The sequence below is a fragment of the Xanthomonas sp. CFBP 8151 genome, assembly GCF_011761885.1.
GTDB lineage: Bacteria > Pseudomonadota > Gammaproteobacteria > Xanthomonadales > Xanthomonadaceae > Xanthomonas > Xanthomonas arboricola_B.
This window is the reverse complement of record NZ_JAASQZ010000004.1, coordinates 172,805-185,249: the sequence shown is the minus strand read 5'-3', so window position 1 is coordinate 185,249 and position 12,445 is coordinate 172,805. Positions and strand designations below refer to the sequence as shown.

Here is a 12,445-nt window from a genome sequence, read left to right as displayed (position 1 = left end):
CAGACACGACGGCGGAAAGAGCCTCATCCTAACGACTCGCAGCAAGCGCAGGAATAGATCGCCAGCATTGATCGCCCACATCATGTAGGAGCGTACTTGTGCGCGATGCGGCGTCAGCGGTCACGCTTCATCGCGCGCTGCCGCCCCTCTACAGGGCCTGGGTGGCCTGCGCAGCGCCCAGCATCACCGTGGCGCGCCCTTCGGCGAGCAATTGCGCGCCGTGGCTCAGGCGAAAACTGTATTGCTGGCTGTCCTCGCCCTGCATCAACACCTGCGCCTCGCAGACGATCGCATCGGGCAGGTCGTCCAGATACGCGACGTGCAGGTCCACCGCGCGCAGCGCCACCAGCATGCCCGGGCGCACCGGCTTGCCCGAGTCCCGGCCGAGCAAGCCGCCGTGCACGGCCATGGCTTGTGCACCGTATTCGCATAGATGCAGCGCACGCAGGCGCCCGTTGCAACGCAATGGATGCGTATCGCTGCGATGGGCATCACTACGCAACACGATGCGCTGCGCATCCCATTCCAGCACTTCCTCCCACAGGCACATGCTGCCCTGATGCGGAATCAGCGCCGCAATCGCCTCACGTCCCTGCATGTGCCTCTCCGTTTCTTGCGCGCTCCAGCGCCGGCTCGCGCGACACCAGCAAGGCCAGGATGAAATTGAACACCACCCCCAGCGCCACCGTGCTGCCGATCGCACGCAACACCGGGATGCTGGACGCAGCCAGCAACGCGAACACCAGCAAGGTCATCAGGCTGCATACGATCAGCGCATGCAGGGTGCGCAGCTGGTCGGCGTGATCGTCGCCGGCATGGTCGAAGAACAACGCGTAATCCAGGCCCAGACCTGCCGCCAGGATCAGCGCGATCAGATGGAACAGATTGAGCTCCACCCCCATGCCGCGCAGGATCGCCAGGATCAGCACCGTGGTCAACGCCATCGGCAGCAATACGCGCACGATCCGGCGCGGGCTGCGCAACGCGATCGCCACCGTCACCGCCAGCAGCAGCGCGGCCAGCCCCAGCGCGCCGAGCACACGCCCGCGATACGCGGCAACCAGGGATTCGGACGCATCCTTGAGATCCAGCAACTGCGCCCCGCTGCCTTGCATGGCGGCCGCCAGTACCGATGGATCGCGCAAGCCGGTCAACGACACCAACGCAGTGCTGCGATCGCCGCGGCCCAGCAGCAGCCCACCGACCGACGTTGCCAGCGGCGAGCCTGCCAGGTCCTTCGGCAACAGCGGCGCGGCGCGCTTGGCAGCGTCCAGGTCTTGCAGGAACGGCGCAAACGCATCGCTGCGAAACGGCGTGGCGGCCACCGCAGCGTCGGTCGATGCGCGCGCTTGCGACGCATCCGGCAACGCGGCCTGGCGCGCACGCTGGGTCTTGACGCTGGGCAGATAGCGTGCGGCCATGTCGTAACCGGTCAATGCGCCGTCGCGCACCAGCGCATCCAGGCGCGGGCGCAACTGCTCGCTGGCCTGCAGCGCCGCCTCGTCGTTGGCGGCAGGCAGCGCGAGCACGTAACGCACATCGGGGGCGCCCAGTTCCTGGCGCAGATGCGTGTCCTGCGCCAGGGCCCTGGGCGGCACCGGAGTCAATTTCGACAGATCGTTCTGCCAGAACTGCCCCGGCGCGAACGCGATCACCGCGATGCCGATCAGCGCAATCACCGCCAGGCTGATGCGCGGCCGTGGCAGGCGCGCAATGCCGCGCCACAGCGCGGCGAGCATGCGCGAATCGGCGTAGTCGCGCGGCGCCGGGTCGATCAACGATGGCAGCAGCCACCGCGTGGTGATCGCGGCGGTCGCCAGCCCGGCGATGGTGAACACCGCCAGCTGCCGCAAGCCGTCCACCCCGGAGAACAGGAAAGTCACATAGGCAATGCAGGTGGACACCACGCCGGTGGCCAGCGTCGGCCACAGATGGCGCGCGTTGTCGCGTGGATCCAGATCCGGGCGCTGATGACTGAACAGGTGGATCGGATAGTCCTGCACCACGCCGATCAAAGTGAAGCCGAATGCCACGGTGATGCCGTGCACGCCATCGAACAACAGCGCCACTGCCGCCAGACCGGCCAGGCCGGCACTGGCCAACGGCAGCACGCCGAGCACCGGAATCTTCCAGCTGCGATAGGCCACCAGCAGCAACACCACCAGTCCCACCGTATCCAGCGTACCGATCCACTGCGCCTCGCCCTGCGTGCGCGCGGTGATTTCCACGGCAAATGCGCCGGGGCCGGTCAAGGTAAGCCGGGTCGTGCTGCCCTTGCCGACCTTGGCGAAGGCCGCCTGCACCGCGTCGTAGGCCAGTTGCTGGCCGGTGGGATCGAAGCCGGCCGCACGCGTCTGCACGACCAGCAAGGCCGAGGTGCCGGCACGGTCGAACCACACCTGGTTGCGCGTCTGCGGCGCCGCTGCAGGTTGCAGGGTTTCGGCCAGATGCAGCACTTCCAGCGTGGGGTCGCGCGGCAGCAACGGCTCCACGAGCGCGGCCGCAGGCGACCCCAGATCCTGCACGCGCGACTGCAAGGCCGCTTGCAGGGTGTGCGCATCCAGCGGCGTGGTGTCGAAGCTGTCGCTGAGCAGATAGCGATACGGCAGCAGGCGCTCGGGGATCGCATCCAGCCCCGCAGTGCCGCCATTGCCGACCAGCTCGAACAGCTGCGGTTGTGCGGCCAGGGCCTGCTGCAGTGCCTGCGACTGCGTGGCCAGCGTGGCCGGTTCGCTGTTGGACAGCGCCATCAGCAACAGGCGCGAGCCGGGGCCTTCGCCCAGTTCCTCGATCAGCAGTTTCTGCGCCGGCGTGCGCGGGGCGGGCATGAACTTGCGCAGGTCGCCGGTGACCTTGAGCGTCTCGCTCAACCAGAACCCGGCCACCGCCAGCAAGGCCAGCCACAGCAGCGCCAGGCCGATGCGGCGGTTGGCATTCAACTCAAATGCCATGTATCAGCTCCAGCTGCGTGGCCGAACGTGCACCGGCCGCGCGCGCGGCATCGGGCAGCAACAGTGCTTTCAGTGTGCTGAGGGCGGGCATGAACTTACGCAGATCGCCGGTGACCTTGAGCGTCTCGCTCAACCAGAACCCGGCCACCGCCAGCAACGCCAGCCACAGCAGCGCCAGGCCGATGCGGCGGTTGGCGTTCAACTTAAACGCCATGCGCACGCCTCGTTGTGCCAGCGGAACGTCCACCGGCCGCGCGCGCGGCATCGGGTTGTGCAAGCGCCTTGCCTGCGCCGAAGGCGCGCTGCGTCACGCGCCCGACCCGTGGCACAGCGTGGTCAGGGCGGCCGCATCGGTCACGCGTGCGGCCTCGCGCGCTGCAGCGGCCAGCAGCGTGCGTTGCACCTCGCCCTTGGCCGGCACGCTTTCGATGCAGCGCAACTCATCAGTGCGTCCGTACAGTCGCAACTCGCGCACCTGCTTGGCCACGGCAGCGTCCTTGGGCTGCAGCGTCAGTTGCCAGGCCTGCGGCTGGCCCTGCCCGCTGATGCGGTAGTGCTGCTCCAGCAGCGCGCGGTCGCCGGCCAGCAACGCGCCGAAGCCGGACTTCAAGCCGGCCAGCTCCGGCACCCGGCTCAGCGAAAAACGCCGCGGCGATTTGCCTTCGCGCTCCAGTACGCCTTCGTCACCCTGCAACGTGGTGGTCTCGCGATACGGCGTGCTGACCTCGCGCACCAGGGTCTGCGCATCCGGGCGACGGTAATGGCCCTGCACGCGCAGCGGCGTCTTCAGCAGGGCCGAGCCACGCAGTTCGACGAACTCGGTGCTAACCGGTGCGGGGCGCGCCAGGCGCTGCAGCACCTGGCCGACGTCCAGCGTCTCAGGCGGTGCGGCGCATAGCGGTGCGGCGCTGAACAGCAGTATCAGCATCCACGGCAGGGTGCGGCACATCGGCATGGTGGGTGTTCCAGAAATCGTAGAAGTTGAACCAGTTATACGGCGCGTAGCGTGTGTAATGTTCCAGCCTGGCCGCGTAATCGCGCATGAGCACCGCCAGCACCGGCGCGCGCTGGCGACGCGGCACGTCCAGGCCTTCGCTGAAGGTCTCGAACGCCAGCTCGTAATGATTGCCGCCGCGATACAGGCCGAACGCCAGCACCACCGGCACCTTCAGCGCTGCGGCGATCAGCCACGGCGAGGTCGGGAACATCGCGTTGCGACCGAGGAACGTCGCCGGCAACGCCGGGTCGCCCTCGCGCGGGCGATCGATCAGCAGCGCCACCAGCGCACCGGCGTCGGTGGCGTCCTTGATCGCCATGACGATCGAGGTCGCGTCCATGCCGGCGTCGATGATGTTGGCGGCCAGCTGTGGATTCAGCGCGCCCAGCAGTTCGGTCATGGCGCGGTTGTGCGCCTTGTCCAGCACCACCTTGACCTGTACGTCCGGCCGTTCGGTTGCCAGCACGCGCAGCGCATCGAAACTGCCCAGGTGCGAGCCGAAGATCAGCACGCCGCGGCCGCGATCCATCTGCGTATGCAGCTGATCCAACCCGGTGATGTCGACCCGGAAGCGCTGCATCTGCCCGCACAGCATGTACACGCGGTCCAGAATAGTCGAGGCGAAGGTGTGGATATGCCGCGCCACATCGCGCAGCGTGGCCGGGCGATCCAGCACGCGCGTCAGATAGGCTCGCGAGGCGCTGCGCTCGGGCCCACGCACCAGCAGGAAGTACAGCGTGATCGGGTACAGCAGCGCGCGTCCCACCGCGCGCCCGGCATGCTGGGCGATGCCGCGGATCAGCCACAGCGCGAAACGTCCACCGCCTTCCGGGCGTTGCTTCCACTGACTGCTCATCGCGCCGCCTCCGCCACCACTTCGCCGCTGACCAGCAGCTCGTCGGCGCGCTGCACGCGAAAGCGCCAACGCGGGCCCACGCCGTCCAGCGTGACCGATGCCGTCTGCCCGGGCAGCAACGGCTGCACGAACTTCACCTGCGGCAGGCGTGCCGCGGCACGTGGGCCATACGCAGCTTCCAGCGCCTGCAGCACATGGTCGAGCACGACCACGCCAGGCACCACGGGGCGTCCCGGAAAGTGCCCGGGCAGGCAGGGATGATCATGCGGCACGACGAAATCCATAAGCGGGTAACTCAGATCCTGGGTTGAAGCATCGCAGCCACGGCGTTGTGTGCCTGCTCGGTCAATTGCTGGCGGTCCGGCGCGTCCGGCCCGGTCACCCGAATCGGCGCGCCGATGCGTACACGGATGATGCCCGGGCGCACCCTGAACACACCCTCCACCGGCAGCACCTTGCCGCAGCCATCCACCGCCACCGGCACCACCTGTACGCCAGCATCGATAGCGGCCTGCAACAGCCCGGCCTTGAACGGCAATAATGCGCCGCTGCGGCTGCGGGTGCCTTCGGGAAACAGACACAGCTGCTTGCCCTCGCGCAGCAGGGCGGCGGCCTGCCGGCGCACCATCGCCCCGGCACGCCGGCTGTCGCGGTCCAGGAACAGCATGCCGGTGGCGCGCGCATACCAGTTCACGAACGGTACCTTGAGCATTTCGTCCTTGAGCAGGAACCGCAGCGGCACCGGCAAGGCGTAGAACAACGCGCAGATATCGATGACCGACTGGTGGTTGCTGACGAACAGATAGTTCCTGGACCAGTCCACGCGCTCGCGGCCTTCCACGATCACCTTGGCACCGGCGCCGCGAAACAGCACCGGCGACCACATCCAGGCGCCCATGCGCAGCAGGCGGTCGGCATCGCGCGTGATCGCCAGCAACGCCAGGGCATAGACGATTCCGCCAGCGGTAAACGTCAGCGTGAAGGCCAGCTGCAACAGATTGAACACGGCCCACGCCAGGCGCGACGGCATCCTTGCCAACGGCATTTTTGTATTGTCCCCGAAAATGTGCACGTACGTCGCTGCCCCTGGCCACGCACTCAGCGCAGCAGATCGCGCCAGAATTCCGGCCCGAGCCGCGCCATCTGGCGCAAGAAGTCTGGCAGATTACGATAGGGGCGCTGTGGAAACCAGCGGCCGCGCAATAGATATTCGCCTATAAAGAACCCGCCAACCACCCCGTACGCCAGCAGATTGGCGAACAACGACGCGCGCGCGTCGCTGATCGGCAGCGGCGAGGGGTAGCCCAGTTGCGCCAGCACGCCACTGGGTTCGGCGCACAGGCCCAGCACCAGGTTGACCAGGGTCAGCGCGCACAGCAGCAGCGCCCAGGCCAGGGTGAGACGACGCGTATAGCGGTATTGCTCCGCAGTGATCGGCATGCCGGCCTGGCGATACAGCCCTTCGACAATGCGGCTGATCAGCGGCGTGCGCCCACGGCGCAGGCTGCGGCCGAAGAACCAGGCGATCCAGCCGGTGAACACCACCGGCGGCGCGGCCAGCACCAGCATCGCGTACGGCGAGTGCCACAACGCGCTCAGGCCCAGCAAGATCAGCACGCCCAATGTCCAGGCCCAGGCCCGGCGCGCGGCCATCGGTTCGATCAGCACCATCAGCACCAGCAAGGCGCCGGCGATGACGGCCAGTTCCGGGCGATGGCTGGCGTTGGCCCAATGTGCCAGCGGCGAATACGCCACCGCCAGCAACACGCCCAGCCCCAGCACCCACGGGGGCGCATCGCCGGACGCGGCGGTCGCAACCTCAGACGGTCTTGTTGGCTTCGACATGCGCCGACAATGCGCGCAGCGACGCGAAGATGCGACGGTTCTCGTCATTGTCCGAGCGCAGCTGGAAGCCATAGCGCTTGCTGATCGCCAGCGCCAGTTCCAGCGCGTCGATCGAATCCAGTCCCAGCCCGGTGTTGAACAACGGCGCCTCCGGGTCGATGTCGGCGGGCTGGACGTCTTCCAGGTTCAGACTTTCGACCAGGAGTTCGGCCAGTTCACGTTCGGCAGCGGTTTGCGAGGACATCCAGAGAGCTTCCAGGTGAGGGTCGGGCGACAGATTCGCAGCGAAATTTCAGGGCAACCACCACAGCGGCGCAGCCAACCGTCAGGTCGGCGTGGGCGATGCTGCGGAACCACGGACAGTGTACGTTGCCGTGCGGGCCGATTCCGAGCACTCGCCACGCCGGCCTTGCGGCCGCATCGGCGAGGGTGTCGATCGGTCTGCAACAGCGATCCGGCGGCCGGCATACCTGTCCGGGCCGCCGGTCAGGCTATCATGACTGCATGACGCTCGCCCGCTGCAGGTTCGCTCCAGGATGACTTCCACCGCTGTTGGCCCTACCCCGACCGCCAAGCCGGCAGCCGGGTCGGCTCCCGGACCCGAGTGCCCGGATGTGCTGATCATCGGCGGCGGGCCGGCGGGCTGCGCGGCCGCCATCGTGCTGGCCCAGCAGGGCTGGCAGGTGACCTTGCTGGAGAAAGCGCAGCACCCGCGCTTCCATATCGGCGAGTCGCTGCTGCCGATGAACATGCCGATTCTCGAACGCCTGGGCGTGTTGGAAGACGTGCGCAGCATCGGCGTGCTCAAGCGCGGCGCGGACTTTCCCAACGACAGCGGCGGCTACAACACCTTCCGTTTTTCGCATGCGCTGGATGCCAAGGCCGATTTCGCCTTCCAGGTGCCGCGTGCGCAGTTCGACCAGGTGCTGTTCGAGCGCGCGCGGGCGGTGGGCGTGGACGCGCGCGATCAGGTCATGGTCGAAGCGGTACAGTTCGATGGGCAGCAGCCGGTGCTGCAGGCACGAGGCGTGGCGGGTGTGCAGCAGTTCCGTCCGCGCTATCTGCTCGATGCCAGCGGCCGCGACACCTTCCTGGGCACCCGCTTCAAGCTCAAACGCGCCAATGCCAGGCATCAATCGGCCGCGTTGTTCAGCCACTTCCGCGGCGTGACGCGCCGACCGGGCGAAGATGCCGGCAACATCAGCATCTACCGCCACGCGCACGGCTGGATGTGGCTGATCCCGTTGCCGGACGACATCATGAGCGTGGGCGCGGTCTGCTACCCGGAGTACATGAAGACCCGCAAAGGCGACAGCGAGGCCTTCTTCATGCGCACGCTCGCGCTCAACGCCGAGCTCAACGCGCGCATGCTCGGCGCCGAACGCGTGGCACCGGTGCATGCCACCGGCAACTACGCCTACGAATGCACACGCATGTCCGGCCCGCGCTGGTTGATGCTCGGCGATGCCTACACTTTCGTCGACCCGATGTTTTCGTCGGGCGTGTTCCTGGCCATGCACAGCGCCGAGCGCGGTGCGGCGATGGTGGACCAGGCCCTGCGCATGCCGCAGCACGAGGCAAAACTGCAGCGCGCCTTGCAGCGCGAGCTCAAGCGCGGCGTGGACGAGTTCAAGTGGTTCATCTACCGCTTCACCTCGCCGACCATGCGCGCCCTGTTCGCGCAACCGCAGAACACCTGGCAGATCGAACAAGCGGTGGTGGCGATGCTGGCCGGCGATGTGTTCGACAGCCCCAAGGTGCGCCTGCGCCTGCGCGCGTTCCGCGCCATCTATGCACTGACCACCTTGTCGATGATGCCGCGCGCCTGGCAGTCCTGGCGCCAACGCCGGCGTCAGGCCACGCTCGGCTTCGACGGCGACACCTTGCAACGCGACACGCAACAACGAGACACGCGATGACCGCTTCCCAGGCCCAGACCACGCACACCGTGCGCCATCCCCGTCTGCAGGTCGACTATGTCGATCAGACCGACCCGTCTGCCCTGCTGGCCGATCCGCAGGTGCTGGCCGTGTTCGGCTTCGGCACTGCGGCGCCGCGCCTGGACGACCCGCGCTACCTGCGCGTGCCGCTGCAACCGTATCAGGCCGAGATGCTGGAGGTGTGGCGCAGCGACGCAGCGGTGCACAGTGGCCGCGATGGCAACATCGCCTGGGCCAGCGACGGCCGCCTGCAGTTCGGCGTGATCGAAATCGACGAGCAGGATGTCGATATCGAAGCCGCCGCCGCCAGGGCCTATGCGGAGATCACCGCCTTCGTCACCGGCAGCCAGACCCCGCGCCTGCTGCGTATCTGGAACTATCTGGATGCCATCACCCTGGGCAGTGGCGACCGCGAACGCTACCGGCAGTTCTGCGTGGGCCGTGCGCGCGGCCTGGGCGCCTTCGACAATGCGCAGCTGCCGGCCGCCACTGCGGTGGGACGCTGCGATGCCGAGCGCATCATCCAGATCTATTGGCTGGCCGCCAGCGACGCCGGCACCCCGCTGGAAAATCCGCGCCAGGTCAGCGCCTACAACTACCCGCGCCAATACGGCCCGCAGCCGCCGAGTTTCGCGCGCGCCATGCTGCCGCCGGCCGGCAGCGACATGCCGCTGCTGCTGTCAGGCACCGCCGCCGTGGTCGGGCATGCCTCGATGCACACCGGCCAGTTGCTGGCGCAGCTGGAAGAGACCTTCGCGAACTTCGACGCCCTGCTCGGCGCCGCACGCCAGCACGCCCCCACCCTGCCCGCACAGTTCGGCGCCGGCACCCGCCTGAAGGTCTACGTGCGCGAGCAGGACGACCTGCCCAAGGTCGCGCAGGCGCTGGACGCCCGCTTCGGCGATGCGGTGCCGCGTCTGCTGCTGCACGCGGTGATCTGCCGCGACGAGCTGGCAGTGGAGATCGATGGGGTGCATGGGTAAGTCAGCGACTGCAACTTGCCGGTCCTATGCTGGCAACGCCGCCGTCCGCTTCCACGATAATTTCGTTGGGCCTGTTTGCCACCAAAGACGACCACTCACGCGACCACTGTGCGGCCAGAGCGTCGGCGCGGGCCAGATCCGCAGCACTGGCCCGCTGCTGAAGCCAAACTATGTTGTCGTCGATGACACGACGTGTCAGTGCGGGAGACTTGGCGGGTAACAGTTGCGCTCCACGTCGATATAGCGCCAATGAACGCGCTATGTTCGGCTTTACGACTTGCGCAAGAAAAATGCGGTCTCCACTGTCGCGACGAGGCGAGTACGCCGCTGCCAGGACGAGCGATGTTCGTAGATCTCCTTTCGCGGCAGCCTGCAATGCCATTCCTTCCGCGTCTCGGCGATAACCCTCCAACTCCGGAATGACTTCGAGCAGATCGCGGAATTTGAATGCATTGCCTACTGCGTAGTTCGCCAAGGCCGCAGGCTGCCCGGCCAAGGCCCCCTGCCGCCACAGTGCTACCCGTTCCGCCGACGAAAGTTGCGGAGCGCCCTCGCAGTCTTTCACTAGAGTCAGCAGACTATCGCCAATCGCTTCCAGCGAGGCCTCCCTAGCTTGCAAGCCAGCGCGTTCGGCGGCGCTCGTAGTACGCCTAACCTGCTCGAGCTTCCACAGTTGCTCATCGTACGAGGCCACTTGCTCATGAAGATTCTCACACCGCTGTGACTCCGCTGCCAATCGGCAAGCCGCGCGAGGATCACCCATCTCGGCCCGGCGGCGTAGATCCGCAAAAACGCGACGCAGTGGTGTCCCAAGTGGCGGCAGTGGCGTTGCGTTCCAATCACGCTTTGGCGATGCCGCCCGCTGCACGGGCGAAGTTGTAGATACAGTCGTGACCTCAGCGGCGCCTTTCCGGTCAATCCCACCGGACAGCAGTACAGACAAGCCTCCCAAGCAGACTGCGACCGTGAGCACCGCGGCCAAACGTCCTTTTTTCATTCGACCTCTCCGTGCACCTTACGCAGTATCACTCAGCCGTTGAGCAAACCCAGCACCACATCGCGTGGCAGCTTGCCGGTTTCGTTGCGCGGCAGGGAGGCGAGTTTGCGCAGGCGCCGCGGCAGGAACACCGGATCGACGCTGACGCGCAGGGCGGCGAGGATCTGCGCTTCGTCCAGGGTCGGGGCGACCACCAGTGCGGCGATGCGGCCGACCGCCTGACCGGGGTCGGGCACGAGTTGCACGATAGTGCCGTCGACGACGCCGGGGATGGCCAGCAGGCGACGGGTCAGATCGGCCAGCGAGGCGCGTTTGCCGGCGATTTCCAGCAGATCGGCCTGCCGGCCGCGGACCTGGAAGCGGCCGTCGGCGGCCACGTCCATCATGTCGGCCAGCAGCACCGGCGTGGCCAGATGCGGTGCGTGCACCAAGGTGCCCGCCGCCTGCGTTTCCAGGCGCACACCGGGCAACGGTGTCCACGCCGCCTCCAGTGCGGTGCGGCGCACGGCGAACACGCAGGTCTCGGTGGAGCCGAACATCTCGCGCACCTCGCCGCCAAATCGCGCCTCGGCGGCAGCGGCCACCTCCTGCGCCAACGGCGCGGTGGCCGAGACGATGCCGACCAGCGGCGGCAACGCCACGCCGGATTCGACCAGCGCGCGCAGATGCACCGGCGTGGTCACCAGCACGCGCGGGGCAGGAATGTCCGACAGCGCGCGCGCCACATCGTCCGGGAAGAACGGGCGGCCCGCATGCACCGCAAGCTCGGTCACCATCGGCAGCAGGACCGACAATTCCATGCCGTACATGTGCTGCGGCGGCACCGTGGCGACCACGTGTGGCACCGCATCGGTGTGCGCCCACAGGCTCTCCAGCGCGACCAGATCCTGGCGCGTGCTGGTCAGAAAGCTGCCCCAGGTCTTGGGGTTTGGTTGCGGGCTGCCGGTGCTGCCGGAGGTGAAGCCGATGGCCACCAGGGCGTCGTCGGCCAGCTGCGGAATCTGGCCCTCGGCTTGCGGCAACTCGGCCGGCAGCTGCCAGTAACGCGGCGGTGCCAGTTCCAGCGCCAGATCGCCCAGGCAGTATGCATCGGCATGCCGCGCCTGCACTTCGCCGACCACGGCCGGCGCGCGCGAGGACGGCAGCAGCGACACCTGCCCGCGCAACGCGCAGGCATAGAACGCGACCATGAAGCGATAGCGGTCCTCGCACAGATTCACCGCGTGGCGACCGTCCGGCAGCTGCTGGGCCAGGCCATGCACGTGTGCAATGAAGGTGGCCAGATCGACCGACTGCCCCGCGCGCCAGGCCAGCGGCCGGCCGGGCGCGCCGACGGCCATCGGGTGGGAAACGGCAGGAACAGGCAAGCTGGACATGGGAACCGGCAATCGCAAAAGCGCGTTAGCTTGGCCGCCACCTGCCCTGCTGGCAAGTCGGGAGGTTTCCGGCTACGCGGCGGTGGCCGAACTTCGGAACCTCGGCCAAGGCCCGCGTGAAGCAGATTTCCACGGCTTTGCAGCTGTGTGGTGTGGCGCGCGTGCATCGAGCCGCTACGGTGACATTGGCGAGCTCGCGGGTGGACGCGGTGCGCGGAGTGCGCGGCCATCGCTGCGGACCACACTGCGTTTTCAGGCGCTTTGCCGGCATCGACGGCCAGGTCGCCCAAGCGGACACTTGCAGCGCATCAGGTCTGACGCGGTCGCTCGGGCCGCAGATGGCAGCGCAGCACGCAATGCGTGGCAGAAGCTGCAGCACCCGTCGCCTGCGATGGAAGATGAAGACTTCGTCCTGCCGCCGCACGGCGCACGCGCCCTGCGGGTCAAGCTGCATACCACGCATATTGTCGCGTCCGCCACTCGCCGACGCCTCGCCTCTT

The 12,445-nt window shown here is 67.4% G+C and carries 13 protein-coding genes; 2 read left to right on the top strand and 11 right to left on the bottom strand.

From position 1 onward, the window contains the following. Positions 1–148: 148 nt before the first annotated feature. The 9 genes from FHT08_RS17570 to xanC all read right to left on the bottom strand — a co-directional run bounded on the left by FHT08_RS17570 (position 149) and on the right by xanC (position 6,893). On the bottom strand, positions 149–598 hold the full coding sequence (locus FHT08_RS17570; protein ID WP_104607445.1) for a phosphotransferase: 450 nt from the start codon (positions 596–598) through the stop codon (positions 149–151). Continuing rightward, positions 585–2,951 (bottom strand): MMPL family transporter, encoded by a 2,367-nt coding sequence (locus FHT08_RS17565; RefSeq protein WP_166776057.1) that lies wholly within the window; start codon positions 2,949–2,951, stop codon positions 585–587. The genes FHT08_RS17570 and FHT08_RS17565 overlap by 14 nt, the downstream gene beginning before the upstream one ends. Further along, entirely contained in the window at positions 2,941–3,216 is a 276-nt protein-coding gene (locus tag FHT08_RS17560) for a hypothetical protein (RefSeq protein ID WP_208409125.1), read from the bottom strand. The genes FHT08_RS17565 and FHT08_RS17560 overlap by 11 nt, the downstream gene beginning before the upstream one ends. Before the next feature lie 42 nt (positions 3,217–3,258). Beyond that, the gene (locus FHT08_RS17555) at positions 3,259–3,906 is read right to left on the bottom strand and encodes a LolA-related protein (RefSeq protein WP_166776053.1); all 648 of its coding nucleotides are present in this window, start codon (positions 3,904–3,906) and stop codon (positions 3,259–3,261) included. After that, on the bottom strand, positions 3,830–4,804 hold the full coding sequence (locus tag FHT08_RS17550; RefSeq protein ID WP_104537636.1) for an acyltransferase: 975 nt from the start codon (positions 4,802–4,804) through the stop codon (positions 3,830–3,832). The genes FHT08_RS17555 and FHT08_RS17550 overlap by 77 nt, the downstream gene beginning before the upstream one ends. Continuing rightward, complete coding sequence (locus FHT08_RS17545) at positions 4,801–5,028, bottom strand: hypothetical protein (protein WP_258079554.1); 228 nt, start codon at positions 5,026–5,028, stop codon at positions 4,801–4,803. Before FHT08_RS17545 ends, FHT08_RS17550 begins: the two co-directional genes overlap by 4 nt. A 71-nt stretch (positions 5,029–5,099) precedes the next feature. Next, positions 5,100–5,849 (bottom strand): lysophospholipid acyltransferase family protein, encoded by a 750-nt coding sequence (locus FHT08_RS17540; RefSeq protein ID WP_104537634.1) that lies wholly within the window; start codon positions 5,847–5,849, stop codon positions 5,100–5,102. 53 nt (positions 5,850–5,902) lie between these two features. Next, positions 5,903–6,586: a ketosynthase gene (locus FHT08_RS17535; RefSeq protein ID WP_166776257.1), complete on the bottom strand. Its 684-nt coding sequence runs from the start codon at positions 6,584–6,586 to the stop codon at positions 5,903–5,905. A gap of 37 nt (positions 6,587–6,623) precedes the next feature. Further along, entirely contained in the window at positions 6,624–6,893 is a 270-nt protein-coding gene (gene xanC, locus FHT08_RS17530) for a xanthomonadin biosynthesis acyl carrier protein XanC (RefSeq protein ID WP_011260626.1), read from the bottom strand. Between the two features lie 292 nt (positions 6,894–7,185). Here xanC and FHT08_RS17525 point away from each other — a divergent pair, with 292 nt between their 5' ends. Continuing rightward, positions 7,186–8,568 (top strand): FAD-dependent oxidoreductase, encoded by a 1,383-nt coding sequence (locus FHT08_RS17525; protein WP_104537632.1) that lies wholly within the window; start codon positions 7,186–7,188, stop codon positions 8,566–8,568. Then, complete coding sequence (locus FHT08_RS17520; protein ID WP_166776051.1) at positions 8,565–9,572, top strand: pteridine-dependent deoxygenase; 1,008 nt, start codon at positions 8,565–8,567, stop codon at positions 9,570–9,572. The genes FHT08_RS17525 and FHT08_RS17520 overlap by 4 nt, the downstream gene beginning before the upstream one ends. A 1-nt stretch (position 9,573) precedes the next feature. Here the strand turns inward: FHT08_RS17520 and FHT08_RS17515 are convergent, their stop codons facing one another. Both FHT08_RS17515 and FHT08_RS17510 read right to left on the bottom strand, forming a co-directional pair. Beyond that, complete coding sequence (locus FHT08_RS17515; RefSeq protein ID WP_166776049.1) at positions 9,574–10,569, bottom strand: hypothetical protein; 996 nt, start codon at positions 10,567–10,569, stop codon at positions 9,574–9,576. Positions 10,570–10,601: 32 nt separating this feature from the next. Beyond that, on the bottom strand, positions 10,602–11,945 hold the full coding sequence (locus tag FHT08_RS17510; RefSeq protein WP_208409106.1) for an AMP-binding protein: 1,344 nt from the start codon (positions 11,943–11,945) through the stop codon (positions 10,602–10,604). Positions 11,946–12,445 lie beyond the last annotated feature (500 nt).

Excerpts from the sequence above, each read along its gene's own strand:
- FHT08_RS17510 (WP_208409106.1), bottom strand. The coding sequence starts at position 11,945 with ATGTCCAGCTTGCCTGTTCCTGCCGTTTCCCACCCGATGGCCGTCGGC.
- FHT08_RS17555 (WP_166776053.1), bottom strand. The coding sequence starts at position 3,906 with ATGCCGATGTGCCGCACCCTGCCGTGGATGCTGATACTGCTGTTCAGC.
- FHT08_RS17560 (WP_208409125.1), bottom strand. The coding sequence starts at position 3,216 with ATGCCGCGCGCGCGGCCGGTGGACGTTCCGCTGGCACAACGAGGCGTG.
- xanC (WP_011260626.1), bottom strand. The coding sequence starts at position 6,893 with ATGTCCTCGCAAACCGCTGCCGAACGTGAACTGGCCGAACTCCTGGTC.
- FHT08_RS17570 (WP_104607445.1), bottom strand. The coding sequence starts at position 598 with ATGCAGGGACGTGAGGCGATTGCGGCGCTGATTCCGCATCAGGGCAGC.
- FHT08_RS17525 (WP_104537632.1), top strand. The coding sequence starts at position 7,186 with ATGACTTCCACCGCTGTTGGCCCTACCCCGACCGCCAAGCCGGCAGCC.
- FHT08_RS17540 (WP_104537634.1), bottom strand. The coding sequence starts at position 5,849 with ATGCCGTTGGCAAGGATGCCGTCGCGCCTGGCGTGGGCCGTGTTCAAT.
- FHT08_RS17515 (WP_166776049.1), bottom strand. The coding sequence starts at position 10,569 with ATGAAAAAAGGACGTTTGGCCGCGGTGCTCACGGTCGCAGTCTGCTTG.
- FHT08_RS17565 (WP_166776057.1), bottom strand. The coding sequence starts at position 2,951 with ATGGCATTTGAGTTGAATGCCAACCGCCGCATCGGCCTGGCGCTGCTG.
- FHT08_RS17550 (WP_104537636.1), bottom strand. The coding sequence starts at position 4,804 with ATGAGCAGTCAGTGGAAGCAACGCCCGGAAGGCGGTGGACGTTTCGCG.
- FHT08_RS17520 (WP_166776051.1), top strand. The coding sequence starts at position 8,565 with ATGACCGCTTCCCAGGCCCAGACCACGCACACCGTGCGCCATCCCCGT.